The organism is Streptomyces krungchingensis, from assembly GCF_054729265.1.
This window is the reverse complement of sequence record NZ_JBPUKY010000001.1, coordinates 801,806-819,734: the sequence shown is the minus strand read 5'-3', so window position 1 is coordinate 819,734 and position 17,929 is coordinate 801,806. Positions and strand designations below refer to the sequence as shown.

Below are 17,929 nucleotides of genomic sequence, written 5' to 3'. Positions count from 1 at the left end.
GACTCGACGTGCCGTACGGCCCCGTCGGCGATTCGACCGGCGACGGGCCGCGAGGTGATCAGAGCCGGCCGGTCGTGGCCTCGGCCGCCTGCCGTGCGTCGCCGTCCGTGGCGTCCGGTGGCTGCCTGGGCTCCCATTGCCGCCGGAGCAGCGCGTGCGTGCGGTGGAAGAGGAAGCCGGCCATGGGCAGTTCGGCGCAGACGGCGAAGGCGAGGGACCCCCAGACGGCCGGTGTGCCCAGGGCGAGGGAGACGTCGAACCATGCGTCGCACACGAGGAGGACCGCGCTGGCCAGCGCGGGAATCACCACCGCCCGGTGACGCCGCTTGGCGAGGACGGCCGTCGTCGTCAGCGCGGTGAGCAGCAGCACGTCGAATCCGACCCAGGTCGCGCGCCACGCGTGGACGCGGTAGTCGGACGGCAGCGTCAGTCCGAGCAGCACCGTCCAGGGGACGAGGACCAGTGCGGACGCCGTGAGCAGCTCCACCACGTGCTTCCGGCGCCGCTCCTCGCGGGCGGCGCGCCCGCCTCGCCCGGTGGGAGCGGTTTTGGCCGGAAGGGGTGCATCCGGGAAGGGGGCGACCGTCGCAGGGGTCGTGGTCGTCCCGCTCATCGCCGCGTCCGGCTGTCGGTGCCGCTCTCCAGGGGCGCCGGGCGCCGGGCCGCGACGCGACCCGTCGCGAACCAGCCGAGGACCGCCAGGAGCAGACCGACGAGGGCGTTCGAGAGATCACGGCTCAGCAGCATCACCGCGGCGGCCAGGTCGAGGCCCACCGCGAGCAGGGCGATCGCGCCGCGCTGCCGTGTTCTGCGCGCCGCCGTGCTGGGCGCGGGGCGGCCGGAGCCGCCGCGGAAGAGCCCTGGGACGAAGTGGCTCATCGCGGCCGCCTTCGCCGTCCCGTACGACCGTTGTCCATGCCAGCCTCCAGTGAGCCCACGGATGTAAGCGACAACGGGCAGGCGATCCGCTCATATTTCCGGGACCTGGGCCGATGGGCGGTATTCGGACGTGACATAAGGCACAGGACGGGGAGAAGGGGCGGGAATGCGGAAGCCCCCCGCCCCGTTACAACGAGCGTGACTGACATGCTCGGATCAATCCGGGGATGTCGGTGAAAGGAGCACCTCATGGCACGCAGCACCGCACGCCCCGTCGTCACCCTCAGGTCGACAGCCGGGACCGGCGTCACCTACGTGACGCGCAAGAACCGACAGAACGACGCCGACCGGCTCGTCCTGCGCAAGTACGACCCGGTGGTCGGCAAGCACGTCGCGTTCCGGGAGGAGCGCTGACCCGGGCACCACACCACCGGACGCACGGTCACCAGGAAGGACATCGCATGAAGACCCGTATCCACCCCGAACTCCGCCCGGTCGTCTTCCGTGACCGTGCCGCCGACGTCGCCTTCCTCACGCGCTCGACCGCGGACTCCGCCCGCACGATCGAGTGGGAGGACGGCCACACCTACCCGGTGATCGACGTGGAGATCTCGTCGGCGAGCCACCCCTTCTACACCGGGACCTCGCGGGTCCTGGACACGGAGGGTCGAGTCGAGCGGTTCGAACGCCGCTACGGCCGTACGTCCGCGGCCCGCGCCTGAAGCACGCGCCCTGGCGCAACGGCCCGCGCCCGACACGCACACGGCGTGCCGGGGCCCGGACCGAAGAACGGTCTTCCGCACGTGGAGGAGAACAGAGCCATGAAGGTACGCAAGTCCCTGCGGTCACTTAAGTCCAAGCCCGGGGCCCAGGTGGTCCGCCGACGTGGTGTGACGTTCGTGATCAACAAGAAGGACTCGCGTTTCAAGGCCCGCCAGGGCTGACGGAGCGCACACCGAGCGGCCTGCCCGGCCTCCGCGGATCGCGGAGGCCGGGCAGTCATGCGTCCCGGCCCGACGACGCCCGGTCCGTCGGCCGCCGGAGCCACGGACGCCGTACACCGACTCCCGCGATGCACCGACGCTCGCGTGGGCTTCCCCTGCTCAGACGGTTGGAAACGCGCGAGGCCGTATGCAATTCCTGTGAATTTCCGAGGCACTTGAACACGCCATGGCTCATCTCCGTATAGGGCCACGGGGATTTCGATGTCGAGCCGCTCACGACGCGCAGGAGTAGTGCCTTGAGACGCAACACGCGCAGACGCCGACCCACGGGTGCACGGCGTGCGACCTCGCTGGCGATCGCCATGATGCTGGGCGGAGGTGGGCTCGTGGCCGTCAACGTCTACGCGTCGGCCACCGAGGGCGACTCCGGCCGGACGCAGGGGAGCGACGCCGACCACGTCCTCGCCTCCGGTGCCGCCACGATCGACTGTCCGGACGTCGGCGCCAAGCTGACGGACGTGCCGGAAGAGGCCAAGGCGGACGTGGACAAGGAACTCGCGCTCCTTGACCAGCAGATAGCCGAGGCCTACCAGCGGGTCCAGGAGTCGGCGCAGGCGCAGCAGCAGGACAACGGCTTCGCCGACAACGCGATCATGAACCCGCTGAAGGAGAAGCGGACCGCGACGATCGGGCGGATCGCCGACGCCATCGACCGCGTCGGGGACCGCCCTGAAGGACTGGACGAGCTCGCCGCCTGCACACTGCAGGCCTCGGGCAACAAGAACGGCGACGGCCAGGACGGGAACGGCGGCGACCAGAGCGGCCAGGACCAGGGTGCCGGCCAGGAACAGCCGGGCGGCCAGGACCAGAACGGCGGCCAGGAGCAGGGCAACGGCCAGGCAGGCAACGGCGGTCAGGCAGGCAACGGCCCCGTGGCCGCCGACTACGCGGACATCAACTCCGTCCAGCCCAATGTGCAGAACCCGAACCCCGGCGGCGACGCCTCCCGCGGCACCTTCGCCACCAGCTGCGGCGTCAACGCCAACGGCCTGTTCAACTCGGACAACGTGATCGTGGCCCCCGGCGTCACCAACGGCGCGCACCACTTCCACGACTACGTCGGCAACCAGTCCAACAACGCCTTCGCCACCGACGACGACCTGGCGAATGCCGACACCACCTGCGAGAACCAGGGCGACAAGTCCACCTACTACTGGCCCGTGCTGCGCCTGCAGAACGGCACCCAGGAGCGGGACGCGGGCGCGCCCGGCGGCGGGACCGAGGGCAACGCCGGCAAGATCGTCACGCCCAAGCAGGTCACCCTGACCTTCGTGGGCAGCCCGCGCGGCAAGGTCACGGCCATGCCGCGACTGCTGCGCATCATCACCGGTGACGCCAAGGCCTTCGTCAACGGCCCCGGCAACGCCAACGCCTCCTGGAGCTGCACCGGCTTCGAGGACCGGCAGTTGAAGGACAAGTACCCGATCTGCCCCGAGGGCAGCGACGTGGTCCGCACCTTCAAGTTCCAGAGCTGCTGGGACGGTCAGAACATCGACAGCGCCAACCACCGTACGCACGTGGCGTTCGCCGCGGCCGACGGCAGCTGCGCGGGCGGCTTCCGGGCGATCCCGCAACTCGTACAGCGCATCGTCTACGACGTCGACGCGCCCAGCCTGGACGACGGCGGCAAGACCACCCCGCTGTTCGCGGTGGACTCGTTCCCCGAGCAGCTCCACAAGCCGGTCACCGACCACGGAGACTTCATCAACGTCTTCGACGAGGGCCTGATGCGGGAGATGGTCGACTGCATCAACGAGGGCCGCAAGTGCGGCGCCGGTACGGGTGGCGGGGACGAGCCCCCGCAGGACGACCCGGAGCCCACCCCCAGCCAGACCGCCGACGACCCCGAGCCCACCCCCAGCCAGACCGCCGACGACCCCGCCGACGACCCCGCCGACGGGAACGACAACGGGAACGGTGACGGCAACGGCGCGGGCGACCCGGGCAACGACACCGGGAACCCGGGCGGCGGCGACAACGGCGGTGACGACGCGTCGCAGCCCCCGGCCGACACCGGCACGGCGACCGGCGCGCCCGCCGACGGCGGCACGCACACCGACCACGGCAAGTCGGACTCCGGGCCCGACACCAAGTCCGACACCGAGCCCGCCGCCTCCCAGAGCGCCGGGGCCCCCGAGGGCCAGGGCGACACGGACGACAACGGCGGCGCAGCGGGCGACTCCGGACAGGTGCCCGCCACACAGGCGCCCGCTCCGTCGGCCGACGGCCAGACCGAGCCGCAGGCGGTGACCGGCGATCTCGCCGACACCGGAACGCAGCTGTGGCCGGCCGCGGTGGGAGGCCTCCTCGTGATCGGGGGCTTCGTCCTCCTCCGCCGCATCAGGCGCAGCTCCATGTGATCGCGCGCTGATCGAGTGCCGAGAACCGGGCGAGCCGGCTGTCCCAGGCAGCCGGCTCGCCCCTTTCCACACAGGGCGCGAGCCTGCCGGCCCGACGACGACCGGGCCGCTCCTGGACGAGCACCCCGGATCCCGCGCCCGAACGTGCTGCTCAGGGTCTTGCCGCAACCTCGATCGACTGGTCTCCTGTACCCCCGGTGATCGGCGACGCGTTCACCGCCCGGTTGCGCGCGCACCCGGCAGGAGCAGCAGACCAGGACGGGAACGGCGTGGAATCAACGGCTGGACAGAACGTACGGGACACTCTGCCCGAGGGACTGGGCACCGCCATACGCGAAACCGCCGAGGCCATCGCCGTGCTGCTGCGTCAGTGCACGGACATGGAGCGCCCCGTCCCCGGTTCCGAGTGGACCGTGGGGGAGGCGGCGGCCCATCTGGCTCAGGCCAACGAACTCATGGCCGACCTCGCCGCGGGAAACCCGCGCCCCTACGGTGACGGCACACCGCAGAGCCTCGCCGCGGCCAACGAGGAGGCGCTCGCCGCCTTCGACGTGCGCGCGGCCGAACCGCTGGCCGCCATGATCGTCGAGCAGGCCGACGCCTGTCTGAGGGCGCTGGACGAAGGCGCCGCGGACGGAACCGTCCTCAGCCCGCTGGGCCCCATGAGCCCCGTGGTCCTGGGGTCGTACCTGCTCACGCACATGCTGGGCCACGGATACGACCTGGCCCGCGCCCTGCGCCGACCCCACATGATCGACCGTGCCCGGGTCGGCCTGACCCTGCCGTTCATGCTCACGGCCATGCCACGGGTGGCGGACACGGCCCGCACCACCGGACTGACCGCCCGCTACGCGATCCGCCTCTGGGGCGGCGAACGGTTCGGTGTGACCTTGGACGACGGTGCGGTGTCCGTCGAGGCACAGCCGTCCGCCCGCCCGGACTGCACCATCCACATCGAACCGGTCACCTTCCTCCTGATGGCCCTCGGCCGCCGCGGTCAGGGAAGCGCCCTGACCCAGGGCCGGATCCTCGTGACCGGTCGGAAGCCCTGGCTCGCGCCCCGCTTCCCGGGCCTCTTCAAGGCGCCCTGAGCATCCGCACCGCGCGGGCCCGTCCGCGGACGGGCACCGACGGGCGATGTCGGTGGCCTGTGCTTCACTGCCCGACCATGGACGAACGGCGCTTCATACCGCGGCCCGAGGTGCTGCCGCAGGACACGAACTGGGTGGACCGGGTGATCGACGTCACCGGGTGGACACGGGGACGGGTCGACGACATCGACTGGGCCGACGCGGAGACACGGCTGGGCACGCCATTGCCCGCCGAATACAAGGAGCTGGTCGCACGGTTCGGCTACGGCGCCTTCGACAACTACCTCTGCCTGATGACCGTCGACAGCCATGCGTTCACGCCGTACACGAGCCCGACGACGCAGGAGGAGTGAGCGGCGGCGTCGCGGCTTGCGGCGGGCCGGGGCGTCGCGGCAGGGTTCCGCGGTATGGCTACCTTGCTGATCGTGCATCACACCCCCTCACCCAACTGCCAGGCCCTGTTCGAGGCCGTCGTCTCCGGCGCGACGGCCCCGGAGATCGAGGGGGTCCGGGTGGTGCGGCGCGCGGCGCTGTCCGCCACGGCGGCCGACGTGCTGGCCGCCGACGCGTATCTGCTGGGCACGCCGGCGAATCTCGGCTACATGTCCGGGGCGCTGAAGCACTTCTTCGACCAGGTCTACTACCCCTGCCTGGACGAGACGCGGGGGCGGCCCTTCGGCTTCTGGGTGCACGGCGGCAATGACGTCACCGGCGCGGTGCGGGGGATCGAGTCGATCACCACGGGCCTGGGCTGGCGACGTGCCGCCGAGCCGGTGAAGGTGACCGGGGAGCCGGTCAAGGCGGACACCGAGGCGTGCTGGGAACTCGGGGCGACGGTGGCGGCGGGACTGATGGGCTGACTCCGGCCGGCTGCGTGAGCGGCGCGCCGGCCCTCGGCGTCGCCGGTGCGCGTGTCGGGAGACAGCGTCCCGTGGAGTGGGGTACACTTGATCTTGAGCGGAACACCTGAACCAACAGGTGCCCGGCTGTGCGTTGGTGGTCCAAGGAAAGACGTCCCGCTTCCTGCGGGGAGATGCAGGTGCAAGGCCTGCCCGGCGCTCCGATCCGAACCCCGCCCCCATCTGGGGGCGGGGTTCGTGCGTTCGCGCGACATCCTGCCGAGACGGCCGACCCCACGGAAGTCCGTCAGGTGCGGGACAGCCCTTAGGGCAGCGCGGCCAGCCAGTCCGTGAGGATCCGGTTCACCTCGTCGGGGCGCTCCTGCTGGACGAAGTGGCCGCAGCCGTCGAGGAGATGGGACGAGACGAGTCCGGGCAAGGTGGTGGGGTACGCCTCGATCGCGTCGGCCAGCCACATGGTCGACGCGTCCAGCCGTCCGCCGACGAACAGGGACGGCTGGGTGAGGGGAGAACCGTCGAAGGCGGCGAGATCCTCCCAGTCGCGGTCCATGTTCCGGTAGCGGTTCAGTGCCCCGGTCAGGCCCGTCCGCTCGAACTCCGCCGCATAGAAGTCGAGTTCGCCCTCGCCGAGCCATGCGGGCAGGGTGTCGGCGGGGAACCTCTCGCGCAGCGTCCCGCCCGCGCCGACGAAGTGCGGGTCGGGGGCGCCTTGTGCGGGCATGGTGTCGGCCGACAGGGCGGCGTAGAAGCCGGCGAGCCAGCCGCGTACGTCGGGTTCGATCTCGGCTTCGGCACGGCCGGGCCGCTGGAAGTAGGAAACGTAGAACTCCTCGTTCGCGGCCATCGCCGCGAAGACCTCGCTGGGGCGCGGACCGCCGCGCGGAGCGTAGGGCACGCTCATGAGTCCCACCGCACGGAAGACATCCGGCCTGAGCAGGGCCGAGTTCGCGGCGATGGTCGCCCCCCAGTCGTGACCGACGATCACCGCCGTGTCCTCGCCCAGGGCCCGCACCACCTCGGCGTTGTCCGCCACCAGGTCGACCATCCGGTACGCGGCCGTGTCGTCGGGCCTGGAGGAGCGGCCGTACCCGCGGACGTCGAGCGCGGCCACGCGGTACCCGGCGGCGGCCAGTGCGGGCAACTGGTGACGCCAGGAGTACCAGGACTCCGGGAAGCCGTGCACGAGCAGCACCAGCGGACCGCTGCCCTGTTCCACCAGGTGGATACGGCCCGCTGATGACGGGACCAGGCGATGAGTGACGTCCGTGTCCTGCCAGGGCATGAGTCCTCCGCGTCGATCGGCCTGCCTGGGCCGCGGCCGGGGTGGCTCGCTCGTGCCCAGTGCTCGCAGCCGATCATGCGGCGCGGCCCGAGCACGGGGCGAGCGTTGTTGCCGGACCGGCAAACCACCGCCCGGTGCGCACTCCTGGCCGGACGTCGGAACACCGTCCGGGGCGCGGTCCGCCGTCCCGAAGCCGTTCCTCGTCGCCGCCCGGAAGTACCGGTGGCCCCGTGGAACTTCCCGGACTCGACGACTTCGGAGCGAACGTGATGCCGGTGCCGGACGCCGGATGCGGCGCCGCGCACAGAGAATGCGTAAATACGGCTTTCGTGCTTGTCGGTCCACTATGATCACTTGCACAGGCAAAGGCACAGGCCACGCGGCGCCGTCGTACGGTCGGCGCCGCGTGCCCCGTCGGTGTCGGAGATCCGGTCGGTCAGTGCTTGGCGGAGCGGCCCCCGTGTCCTGACGGCGGACCTGCCTGCGCCTGTGATTTCACCTTCACCACGTCCACGTCACTCGCCCGGACGTACGCGAGCCGATGCCCGAACTGGATCTCGTAGTACGCCTCCTGGCCCTTGACGACGGGGCTCGGCTTGTCCTCGAAGGTCGACCGGTCGACGTACGAGCCGACCAGACGGGACTGAGTCACGTACCGCTGGCCCGCGCGAAGCGTGTACGGCAGCGGAGACTCCTGGGGCTCCGGCACGCCCTCGGGGTAGGCGTCGTCCTCCGGGAGGGCGCGGCCGAACACCTCGACCTCCGAGAGGCCCTCCTTGGGCGTGACCATCTGACCGCTGGCGCCGACGGCCGTGGGGTGATTCTTCGGATTCCTGAACCATGCCTTGTTGCCCAGGTACCAGATCGCCGTCCAGTCGCCGCTGCGGTCGGCGACCGCGTAGGTCTGGCCGGTGGAGACCCGCGACCCCAGGTCGTTGACGTCCTCCGTGGAGTCGTCGCCGTCCGGGCGCCGGCCGGGGTCCTGGATCAGCGGGGCGTCGTCGGCGGGCGCGGTGTGCAGGCGGACGGCGCTGGAGCCGTGCGGCGCGCACGCCGCCCCGTCCTCCGTGCACCCGGTGAACCGCGGCCTGTGCGCGTCGAAGTCCGGGAGCACCATCACCATGTCGCTGTCCGGCCCTGCCGTGGCCTTCAGCGGTGCGCCGAGCAGGTCGAAGTAGTGCCGCCAGTCCCAGTAGGGACCCGGGTCGTCGTGCATGTCGGGGATGGAGTCGGCGGTCGGGGCGGGCACGTTGTCGTGTCCGAAGATGTGCTGCCGGTCCAGCGGAACGTGGTACTTCTTCGCGAGGAAACGCACCAGTCGGGCCGAGGAGCGGTACATCTGCTCCGTGTACCAGGCGTCGGGCTGAGCGAGGAACCCCTCGTGCTCGATGCCGATCGACCGCCCGTTCACGAACTGGCTGCCGGAGTGCCAGGCGGCGTCCTTCGTCTTGATGTGCTGGATGACGTGGCCGTCACTGGAGCGGACCGAGTAGTGCCACGAGGCCTCCTCGGGATCCTGCACCGTCTGGAGCATGGACGTCAGAGGTGCTTCGGTGTCGTGGATGACGATGTAGTCGATCTTCTGGTCCTTGGGCCGGTCGGCCAGATCGTGGTTGCCGTAGCTCTCGTCGTCGATCTCCGTGTACGGCGCGCTGAGCCAGGAGCACGACAGCTCCTTGGGGCACTCGACGTCCTTCGGGCGCTTGGCCCCGGCCGTGCTCGCCGCGTGGGGCCGCACTCCAGGGCTGGCGGGGAGCGTGACGCGCTGTCCCGCGTCGGTGGTGCGGTGCGCGCCACTGCGGATCACCGCGAACACGTCGTTCGCGAAGGTGGCCGCCGCCTCGTCGTCATCCGTGCCCGGGAACTCCGACACCGCCTCCCACCAGTCCGCCGGGTTGGCGCTGAGCGGCTTGCCGAGCTTGCGCTGGGCCGCGGCGAGGAGGGCCGCGCCGCCGCGGACGTTTTCCGAGGAGTCGGTCCGCAGCCGCTCCTCCGGAACCCCGATGAGGCGGGCGGCCTTGCGCAGGTCCGTCGGCTGGAGAGGGCCGCCGGGAGCGCTCGCCTGGGCCGAAGGGGGAGGCCCGGCCGCGACCACCCGCGGCCTGGTGGTTCCGTGGTAAGGGGCCTGCGACTGGTGGACGTCCACCAGGTGCATGGGCCCGTAGCCGCCGCTGACGCTCGGCGCGCCCGGATGGGAGTCCCACCGGGACTGCAGGTACGACACGCCCATGAGCACGCTGCGCGGCACGCGGTACTCGTCCGCCGCGGTGGTGAAGTCGTTCTGCAGGCGCTGGTCCGCCGCCACCCCGTCGTCCGACGGGCCGGACAGCAGGGGGATGAGGAGCGGAGCCATCAACGCCGTCGACGCGGTCACACAGACCATGCGACGGTGCCTGCGTACGGCAGTGGGGACACGAGGGGTAGAACGTTTCTTCACTGCGGGCGTCTCCAATGCTCGTCACAACCGGGACAGAGGACTTGCCGTTCTCGACACCCCCTGTACGTTTCCGTGCTTGGAGCGCCACGTCGCGCCAAGGGTCACCGGCGTGGACCAGCGGTCCGGCAGAGGCCACCCGGTCGGCGGCAGCACGAAGGCCCCGGCCGCGAGCGCGGCGCGGGGTCACGTACGGCTGCCGCGGTGCGGTGCCGGCGGGGTGACGGCTCAGTCCTCGACCGGGTCCACCTGCCAGTCGGGGTGCCCCGGCATCGGCGGGGTGTGCGAGCCGTGGAGCCACGGGGTCAGGAAGGGCTCCAGGTCCTGTCCGGCGGTCTCCGAGGCGAGGGCGACGAAGTCGTCCGTGCCGGCCGCCCGGTCCCGGTACTTCGTGACCCAGGCCCGCTCGATCTTGTCGAAGGTCTCCTCGCCGACCTTCTCCCGAAGGGCGTAGAGCACCAGCGCCGAACCGTCGTAGCGCATCTGCTTGAACAGGGTCGGCGCGGTGGGCTCGGCGGGAGCGCCCGCGTCGTGGCGCCACTGGTCGTGCTGCTCGTACGCCGGCCGCATGGCGTCCTCCATGTCGGGACCGCCGTGCGTCTCGGCGTAGAGACGTTCGTAGAACCGGGCGTGTCCCTCGCTCAGCCACAGGTCCGACCAGCGCCGGATGGCGACGCTGTCACCGGTCCACTGGTGGGCCAGCTCGTGCACGAGGTTGCGCTCGGCTTCCGCCCGGTCGCCCAGCAGGTCGCCCTTCGGCACCACGGACAGCGACTGTGTCTCCAGCGCCGCCGGCAGATCGGTGTCCCCGACCAGTACGCCGTACCGGCGGAAGGGGTACGGGCCGAGCCGCTCCTCCAGCCACTCCAGGTGCTCGGCGGTCAGTGAGCGGTACTCCTTGGTCCCGTCCACCAGGTCGTCCGGGACGGCGTCCCGCAGGGGCAGGCCGTGCGGTCCCGTGCTCTCGGCGAACGTGAACTTACCGACCGCCATCTGGACCAGCTGCGGAGAGACGGGGTGCTCGGAGTCGTAGGTCCAGCGCAGGCGTCCGTCGGGCTGCTGTGCCCGCTCGACGAGCCGGCCGTTGGCCACCGCGCCGAGGCCGGACGGTGTGGTGATCCGGAAGGTGACCGGGGCCCGCAGGCTGGGGTGGTCGTTCGACGGGAAGACCATCTTGGCGCCGTCGGGCTGGGCGAAGAGCACGGTGCCGTCGGGCGTGGGCACCCAGCCGTAGGAGCCGACCGCGTCGCCGCGGTGCCGCTGCTGCGTCGGGTCGGCGGTGTAGGCGACCTGGACGGTGAACGCGCTGCCCTGGGGGATCGGCTTCGCCGGGGTGACCACGAGCTCGTCGCCGTCGCGTACCGCCTTCGCCGCCAGGCCGTCCACCGTGACCGTGTGCAGCGTGTTGCCCGCGAAGTCGAGGTCGAAGCGGGACAGGGCCTGTGCGGCCGTGGCACTGATGGTGGCGGCCGCATCGAACGGCGTCCTCGGCGCCCGCCAGTCGAAGTCGAGAGCGTAGTGGCGGACCGTGTAGCCGCCGTTGCCGGCGAGGGGCATGAGGGGGTCGCCGATTCCGCGCGCGCCGGGGGAGGGATCCGCCCCGGCCCTGGCGGCGGAGGGGCCGGGGGCGATGGCGCCGGGGGGATCGGAGGAGTGGCCGCCTTCGCCGGGGAGACCGATGAGCACGGTGGCGGCGGCGATCCCGACGGTGCTGCCCAGGGTGAGCACGAAGGCCATACGACGGGTGCGCAGGCCCCGGACGGTGCGCTCCTCGCCGGCCGGCTCCCGCGGCGGCCGGGTGCGCGCCGCCCTCATCGGAGCGTCCGACGGGCGTCCCGGGACGCAGACACAGGCCGGCACGCGCGGCCGCTCGTCGGTCGATGGACGCGCCTGCCGGTCGTCGGAGGCACTCGGCTCCCGGCCCCGGAGGCGGCTCCTGCTCGGGCGGTCGTGATCGTCATGGCCGCACTATGTCAGCAAGATGCGCCATAGACTTGTATGTCCTCATATCGCCCGCCCACACGGGCTATTGAACGGCTGATCCCGGGGTGTCCGAAAGGGTTCCCAGGGTGCCCGGTGACATCCCTCACGCCGACTTCGCGCACTAGACGGGTGAGTTAGTAGATGCCCTCCGGGCGATATAGGCGACTTATCCCGCTGCAATCAGGCATACGGTGCAGGCGATGCGGAGCCATGTGTCCCACTCGGCCCCTTCGCGCCTTCCGTCCGGCCTGTGCTGCCTCCTGACGGATGGTCAGAGGTTGCCGTGCTCCCGTGAGCCGGCTCTGCACACCCGTGCGCTCAATTCAAGGACCGCCGGTCGCTACGAGGCCGGGTAGTAGTGAGGCGCGTTGCCCTTGCCTCGCACGGGTTTTAACAATGACGGCCCCACAGGGGCGTCTCCGCAGCTCAGGCACACCGCTCGTGCCGGGCCGACCCCACCAGTGACGCCCCGCGACCACCGAGCGAGGCCCGAATGAGGAAGCACCGCAGGAAGACACGGCATCGGCAGATAGCCGTCGCTGCCCTCGCGCTCGGCGCGCTGGCCGTGCCCACCGCCGCCATGGCGTGCTGGGACGACCAGGGAACCCGGACCGTCGGCTCCGCCGGGCAATGGCAGAACGTGTCCGACGACGACTGGCAGCTCTGGCTGGACGCGGCCCACCGGGGGCAGTGGCAGAGCCAGGACGCGGCCACGCCGTCGGCGACGCCGACCACACAGGCGCCCAGTGCCCCTGCTTCCGCGGCACCGTCGGCGCCCGAGACGCACAAGGCGAAGAAGACGCACGCCGGGCACAAGACGTGGCACAGGAAGTGGCACAAGCCGTCCGCCTCCCACAGGCCCGCGGCCCCCACGGCGTCCGCGCCGGCGAAGCCCGCCGCACCCCAGGCGCCCGCGCCGACGAAGCCCGCCGCGCCCAAGCCGTCGACCTCCGCGCCGGCCACCTCGACGCCCTCCGCCTCGACGCCGCCCTCTTCGGCGCCGAGCACCTCGGCCCCCGCGTCCGGTGCCGTCGCCCGCATCGTGGCCCTGGTCAACAGCGAGCGCAGCAAGGCCGGCTGCTCCGCGGTGACGCTGAACGCGAAGCTCTCGAAGGCCGCCCAGGCCCACAGCGCGGACATGGCGAGCCACCAGAACATGTCGCACACCGGCTCCGACGGCTCGGACCCGGGCCAGCGGATCACGAGCGCCGGTTACAGCTGGAGCTCCTACGGCGAGAACGTCGCCTACGGGTACTCCACCCCCGAGCAGGTCATGGCGGGTTGGATGGCCAGCCCCGGCCACCGGGAGAACATCCTGAACTGCTCTTTCAAGGAGATCGGCGTCGGTCTCGCGCAGCCCGGCGACTACTGGACGCAGGACTTCGGCACGGCCCGCTGACCGTACCGGCTTCCGCGCCGGACGGGACCTTCCCCGTCCTCTCCACCCGCATCGGCCCCGACCGGTTCACCGGCCGGGGCCGGGCCGTGCCCGCGCGAGCGGGTGCTGCGGGCGTATGAGAAACGCTGCGGGCGTCATGAGAAACAAGGACGTGCCGAGGCGCGGCAGACCCCGAGTCAGCCCTGCCCGGGCCCGTTCGGCACCGGACGACCCGTGAAGGCGTCCAGGAGGACACGGTCCCCGACCGGCCGCGCCAGCCGCACGGTCACCTTCTCGGCACGCAGGTCGCTGGTGCACGGACCCTCCCGCGTGCCCACGACGGACGCGTACAGCACCACGCTTCCGTCGGTCTCCAGCGCGTGGACGGCCGGGCCGTCGTCGCAGGAACCGTGGTGGGCCAGCACGGTCACCGACCGGCCGTCCCCGGCCACCTCGACCAGTCGTCCCAGGGCGGCCAGGACGCTGTCGGGCACCGCCCGGCTCGGCTTGACGGGCGACTTGGGCACCTGCCCCGAGCCGACGGCGGCCCGCTTGAGGGGAGTGTCGTATCCCTTCAGGGTGAACAGCCAGGCGGGGACGGTCGCGGGCCCGCGACTCGTGGTCAGCGTCATACGGCCCAACTTCGCGCCTGTCACGGTCAGATGAGGGCCGTCGTTGCTGCCGCGGGCCACGGTCCCGTACGCCTCGCGTGCCGACATGAGCGGCAGGTCGAGCGAGGCTCCGCCGTCCCATTCCACCCGGCCCCGCCTGTCCGGGGACGCGGGCAGCTCGGTGCGCAGCACGAAGTTCTGGGTGCTGTAGGCGATCTTGTCGGCGTTGTCGTGGAAGGCGCCCTCGGGGAGCTGGACCTCGTCCGTCATCGCGTAGTAGCCCTTGCGCCAGGTCTCGGCGGCCTGCGAACCGTCCCAGGCCTCGGCGACCTGACGGGCACGGGTCCGCGCGTACGGGTCCGTACCGCCGGCGCTGTCGCCGGCCTTCTCGCTCCCGCATCCCGTCGCCGCTCCGGCCCCGGCGACGAGCAGGGACAGCAGGACGAGCAGATCGACGGTGCGTGTGGTCCTCATACGCATGGGTCCCCCTGGTGTTGTCGGTGAGGGGCGGAGAGTGTGCGGCGCGGCGTCACGACCGTGCCGCTCCTGTGACGCCCGGCCCCCCGGTGTCGTTCGGGCCGTGGCCCGGCAGGACGGCTCCGTTGCCGCATCGTGACCGTGCCCGAGCTCCCGGCGGTCTTCGCCCTCGCCGCCGGTTCACACGTGTGTCCCCGAAAGGACAGCCGGACTGCTTCTAGAATTTCCCGGGATGTCGGCTGTTTCGAGGAGGCGGGAAACCTTGAACTCTCGTGTGCGGGCCCGAGTTTCGGCGTATGCCCTGGTGGTGCGGGACGAGCGGCTGCTGCTGACCCGCCTGTCCGACGCCTCGCCGGTCTTCGCCCCGGGACTGTGGCACCTGCCCGGCGGAGGGATCGACCCGGGGGAGCAGCCGGAAGAGGCCCTGGCCCGGGAGCTCCGCGAGGAGACGGGCCTCCAGCCGGCCGATGCCCGGCTGATCGACGCCCGGACCTACCTCGTCCACCGAGGCGACGTGGACTGGAACCTGGTGTCCCTGTTCTACGCCGTGACGGTGAAGGAGGGCGCCGCGCGCGTGGTCGAGGCCGCCGGATCCACCGACCAGGTGCGGTGGATCCCCCTGCGCGACCTGCGGGAGGCCACGCTGACCCCGGCGGCCGTGGACGGCCTCCGCCTGCTGCGCGAAGGGCACCTGGCCGCCGGATGAGCCGTGCCCCGGGCGAACCGCGGTCCTCGGCGACGGTCGTGGAACCGCGGTCCTCGGCGCGGTCGTGGCGGTGCTCGTCGAACGTGACCGAGGCCCGCGTGCCCCAAGCCCGCGTGCCCCAAGCCCGCGTGCCCCAAGCCCGCGTGACCGAGGCCCGCCGTGTCCTGGCCGGGTCACGCGGTGCGCAGAGTGCTCTTGGCGAGCTCGAACGCCGGGAGCATCGCCTCGTGCTCCGCGGTGTCCATGCCTCCGAGATGCAGGACGACCGGACCGTCCGCCGTGGTGACGGCGAGGGCGCGTTCCTTCTTCGTCTCGTCGAGCGCCTTGCTCGTGTAGAGGTACTCCACCTCGGCACCGCTGAGGCCACCCGCCTCGAACGGTCGGTACTTCGCCTTGCTCGCCCCGTCCTCGGCCGCCACGAACTCCTCCAGCACGGCCCGTGCCGTGGCGTCGCCCGGCTTGCCGGTCCAGACACGGAGGTAGCCGATGTTCCCGGCGGGCTTGGCGTCGACCTCGCAGGCGGCGGTGACCGGTCCCTGGTGCAGAAGGGCGTCGGCGATCTCCGAAGCCAGGTCGTCCTCGCCGTCGCCGGACGCGGAGGCCTTGTCATCGGCCGCACCGGCGTCGACGGCCTCTGCCTTCCAGTCCTCGGCGATGTCGAAGGTGACCGGAAGCTCGCAGGGCGACCCCGCCGCACCGATGGTGCCGCCACTCTTCGCCGTCCTCACGTCGCCACCGGTGGCCCTCGCGGACGCCGTCGCGGTCGTCGACGCCTTCGGGTCGTCGTCGGTCCCCTCCGAACACCCGGTCAACACCCCCGCCAGCAACGCCACATGTGCCGCAGCACCCCACGCCTTCACAGCCCCGCCCCGCACGCCCGTCTCCCCTCTCGCCACAGAGGGGACAATCTAACGGAGGGTTCCGGACAGGTCGTACGCGGTGGTGCGCAGTGCTCCGGCGTCGGTCCCGGCCCCGGAGCGCACCGTGCGGTGTCCCACCCGTGAACGCCACCGACACGCCGGCGGCGCTCGCCACACCAAGGCCCTCGCGATCGTCTTCCGGACCCGACGAGACCGCCTCTGCGCACCCGAAGCCGGAAATTGGCGGTGCCCGCTCACGCGGCTCCGACTACGGTCTGCGGATGAGGAGTTTTGCGGCGGCCGAGGACCTGTCGGCAGTGGTGCGCGAGGCGCTGGGGGAGGACTGCCGGATCGTCGGCGCCGACCGCCTGCGCGGGGGCAGCAAGAAGGGTGTCTACCGCGTGCGGGTCGCCGGGGCCGACATGGCGAGCGTGATCGTCTACAGCTGGGCCAAGGAGGAGAACTTCTGGCCGGGTACGTCCGACGACGACGGGGCCGACCCCTTCGCGCCGGCCTCCGGACTGGTGCCCTTCCTGGCCGCGCGGCGCGAGCTCGCGGAGATCGGAGCGTGCGTTCCGCGCGTGCTGTGGGCGGACGGCAGCGGACGGCGATACGGGGCGGACGTCGCCGTCGTCGAGGACATTCCCGGCGGCACCCTGGAAGCGCTCTTCGAAACCGACCCCGCTCGTGCGGCGACCGCGCTGGAGCACCTGGCCGGCACCGTTCGGCTGATGCACCGTCACCAGGCGCCCCGGTACGGAAGAGTGGACCTGCTGGAGCGCGGCGGCGTCTCCCTGGGGGACTCCTGCGAGCAGGTGGTACTCGACCGGGCCCTGCGCGACCTGGACGAGGCGGCGGGCCGGGACGCCAGGATCGAGTCGGTACGCACCCGGCTCGACGACCGGTTGCGGGAGTTGCGCGCGCTGGTGGCACCCCGTGGCGAATTCGGTCTGATCCACGGCGAACTCGGCGCCGACCACGTCCTGGTGAACGCGGAGGGGCAGGCGGTCCTCATCGACATCGAGGGCCTGATGTTCTTCGACATCGAGTGGGAGCACGTCTTCCTGAGCCTCCGCTTCGGTGAGCGCTACCCGGCGCTTGCCCGGCCGGGCCTCGACCGGCGACGTCTCGACCTCTACACGACGGCGATGCGGCTCTCCCTCGTCGCCGGCCCCCTCCGCCTGCTCGACGGCGACTTCCCCGACCGCGATGTCATGCGAGGGATCGCGGAGCACAACCTCCGGGAGACGCTGGCTCTCCTTTCCTAGGGTCCGGTGCCGGCGACCGGACCCTCGGCAGGCCTCGGCGGGGGAGTCGCCGGCGACGCGGACGGAATCGTTCTCGTCGTCGATCGGGATGATCAGGAGCACCCGGCCCGAAGATCTCCTCCTGGGCGACGCGTCCTCGGCCGGATCGCTCGTCGCACCGATGAATCCGGACCCCCGCGCCGGTCATGACCAAGAGGGCATGTCCTGTCGACCAAGGGAGATCATCATGCGGCAACCGACACCTCACGGCGCACTGCGACGGCTGGACGTCCTCGTCGGTGCGTGGGACATGTGGGCGGACGGCCGCAGCGTCGGCCCGGTCCGGACCGAATTCGCCTGGCTGGAGGGCGGGGCCTTCCTCGCCCAGCGTGTGGACGTGACCGCCGACTCGGCCCTGCCCGGGCCGTGGGAGGCCGCCGCGCCCTTCCCCACCGTGTCCCTGACCGGCTACGACGACACGACCGACGACTTCACCACGTTGTACGCCGACGGCCGTGGCGTCGGCCGTGTCTACCGGACGAGCCTGAGCGACGGCGTATGGACCCAGCGGCGTGCCGCACCCGGCTTCCACCAGCGGTTCAACGCCACCTTCAGCGACGGGGGCGACACCATCGAGGGCGGCTGGGAGCGGTCGAAGGACGGCGAGCTCTGGAAGCCGGACTTCGACGTGACGTACACGCGTGTCGGAACATCCCCGCGCGCCTGAGCCACCGTGATCGCGGTGACGGTGTGAGGT

Annotated in this window: 18 protein-coding genes; 11 read left to right on the top strand and 7 right to left on the bottom strand. The window is 71.5% G+C overall.

All coding sequences use genetic code 11. The features are described from left to right. Positions 1–58: 58 nt before the first annotated feature. Together ACSYGO_RS03770 and ACSYGO_RS03765 are read right to left on the bottom strand one after the other, a co-directional pair. Positions 59–613, bottom strand: coding sequence for a hypothetical protein (locus ACSYGO_RS03770; RefSeq protein WP_426680474.1), 555 nt, complete (start codon positions 611–613; stop codon positions 59–61). Further along, a complete protein-coding gene (locus ACSYGO_RS03765) occupies positions 610–879 on the bottom strand; it encodes a hypothetical protein (protein WP_435223364.1) in 270 nt (89 codons plus the stop codon). The genes ACSYGO_RS03770 and ACSYGO_RS03765 overlap by 4 nt, the downstream gene beginning before the upstream one ends. A gap of 249 nt (positions 880–1,128) precedes the next feature. Here ACSYGO_RS03765 and rpmG point away from each other — a divergent pair, with 249 nt between their 5' ends. From rpmG to ACSYGO_RS03730, 7 genes are all read left to right on the top strand, one after another. Continuing rightward, the gene (gene rpmG / locus ACSYGO_RS03760) at positions 1,129–1,293 is read left to right on the top strand and encodes a 50S ribosomal protein L33 (RefSeq protein WP_345645623.1); all 165 of its coding nucleotides are present in this window, start codon (positions 1,129–1,131) and stop codon (positions 1,291–1,293) included. Positions 1,294–1,340: 47 nt separating this feature from the next. Further along, a complete protein-coding gene (locus ACSYGO_RS03755) occupies positions 1,341–1,601 on the top strand; it encodes a type B 50S ribosomal protein L31 (protein ID WP_426680472.1) in 261 nt (86 codons plus the stop codon). Between the two features lie 99 nt (positions 1,602–1,700). Next, positions 1,701–1,823: a ribosomal protein bL36 gene (locus ACSYGO_RS03750; RefSeq protein ID WP_460385749.1), complete on the top strand. Its 123-nt coding sequence runs from the start codon at positions 1,701–1,703 to the stop codon at positions 1,821–1,823. A 365-nt stretch (positions 1,824–2,188) separates the two neighbouring features. Continuing rightward, positions 2,189–4,243, top strand: coding sequence for a DUF1996 domain-containing protein (locus tag ACSYGO_RS03745; RefSeq protein WP_460389669.1), 2,055 nt, complete (start codon positions 2,189–2,191; stop codon positions 4,241–4,243). 269 nt (positions 4,244–4,512) lie between these two features. Continuing rightward, positions 4,513–5,334 carry a maleylpyruvate isomerase family mycothiol-dependent enzyme gene (locus ACSYGO_RS03740; RefSeq protein ID WP_460385748.1) on the top strand — a complete coding sequence of 274 codons (822 nt, stop codon included), beginning with the start codon at positions 4,513–4,515 and terminating at the stop codon, positions 5,332–5,334. Positions 5,335–5,411: 77 nt separating this feature from the next. Further along, positions 5,412–5,687, top strand: coding sequence for an SMI1/KNR4 family protein (locus ACSYGO_RS03735; protein ID WP_460385747.1), 276 nt, complete (start codon positions 5,412–5,414; stop codon positions 5,685–5,687). Positions 5,688–5,741: 54 nt separating this feature from the next. Further along, a complete protein-coding gene (locus ACSYGO_RS03730; protein ID WP_426680468.1) occupies positions 5,742–6,194 on the top strand; it encodes a flavodoxin family protein in 453 nt (150 codons plus the stop codon). A gap of 304 nt (positions 6,195–6,498) precedes the next feature. Here the strand turns inward: ACSYGO_RS03730 and ACSYGO_RS03725 are convergent, their stop codons facing one another. The 3 genes from ACSYGO_RS03725 to ACSYGO_RS03715 all read right to left on the bottom strand — a co-directional run bounded on the left by ACSYGO_RS03725 (position 6,499) and on the right by ACSYGO_RS03715 (position 11,725). Then, positions 6,499–7,476 carry an alpha/beta fold hydrolase gene (locus tag ACSYGO_RS03725; RefSeq protein WP_460385746.1) on the bottom strand — a complete coding sequence of 326 codons (978 nt, stop codon included), beginning with the start codon at positions 7,474–7,476 and terminating at the stop codon, positions 6,499–6,501. A 436-nt stretch (positions 7,477–7,912) separates the two neighbouring features. Next, positions 7,913–9,859, bottom strand: coding sequence for an N-acetylmuramoyl-L-alanine amidase (locus ACSYGO_RS03720; protein WP_432174287.1), 1,947 nt, complete (start codon positions 9,857–9,859; stop codon positions 7,913–7,915). 279 nt (positions 9,860–10,138) lie between these two features. Beyond that, positions 10,139–11,725, bottom strand: a complete 1,587-nt coding sequence (locus ACSYGO_RS03715; RefSeq protein WP_460385744.1) for a M1 family metallopeptidase — start codon at positions 11,723–11,725, stop codon at positions 10,139–10,141. Positions 11,726–12,386: 661 nt separating this feature from the next. Here ACSYGO_RS03715 and ACSYGO_RS03710 point away from each other — a divergent pair. Beyond that, positions 12,387–13,292, top strand: a complete 906-nt coding sequence (locus ACSYGO_RS03710; RefSeq protein WP_426680464.1) for a CAP domain-containing protein — start codon at positions 12,387–12,389, stop codon at positions 13,290–13,292. A 176-nt stretch (positions 13,293–13,468) separates the two neighbouring features. Here the strand turns inward: ACSYGO_RS03710 and ACSYGO_RS03705 are convergent, their stop codons facing one another. Next, positions 13,469–14,356, bottom strand: a complete 888-nt coding sequence (locus ACSYGO_RS03705; RefSeq protein ID WP_460385743.1) for a hypothetical protein — start codon at positions 14,354–14,356, stop codon at positions 13,469–13,471. Positions 14,357–14,621: 265 nt separating this feature from the next. On the opposite strand from ACSYGO_RS03705, the gene ACSYGO_RS03700 reads away from it, so the two are divergent. Further along, a complete protein-coding gene (locus ACSYGO_RS03700) occupies positions 14,622–15,065 on the top strand; it encodes an NUDIX hydrolase (RefSeq protein ID WP_460385742.1) in 444 nt (147 codons plus the stop codon). 173 nt (positions 15,066–15,238) lie between these two features. Here ACSYGO_RS03700 and ACSYGO_RS03695 read toward each other — a convergent pair whose 3' ends face one another. Continuing rightward, positions 15,239–15,940, bottom strand: coding sequence for a lipoprotein (locus ACSYGO_RS03695; protein WP_460385741.1), 702 nt, complete (start codon positions 15,938–15,940; stop codon positions 15,239–15,241). A 266-nt stretch (positions 15,941–16,206) separates the two neighbouring features. On the opposite strand from ACSYGO_RS03695, the gene ACSYGO_RS03690 reads away from it, so the two are divergent. Both ACSYGO_RS03690 and ACSYGO_RS03685 read left to right on the top strand, forming a co-directional pair. Further along, positions 16,207–17,193 carry an aminoglycoside phosphotransferase family protein gene (locus ACSYGO_RS03690; protein WP_460385740.1) on the top strand — a complete coding sequence of 329 codons (987 nt, stop codon included), beginning with the start codon at positions 16,207–16,209 and terminating at the stop codon, positions 17,191–17,193. 226 nt (positions 17,194–17,419) lie between these two features. Further along, positions 17,420–17,899: a hypothetical protein gene (locus ACSYGO_RS03685; RefSeq protein WP_460385739.1), complete on the top strand. Its 480-nt coding sequence runs from the start codon at positions 17,420–17,422 to the stop codon at positions 17,897–17,899. Positions 17,900–17,929: the final 30 nt, after the last annotated feature.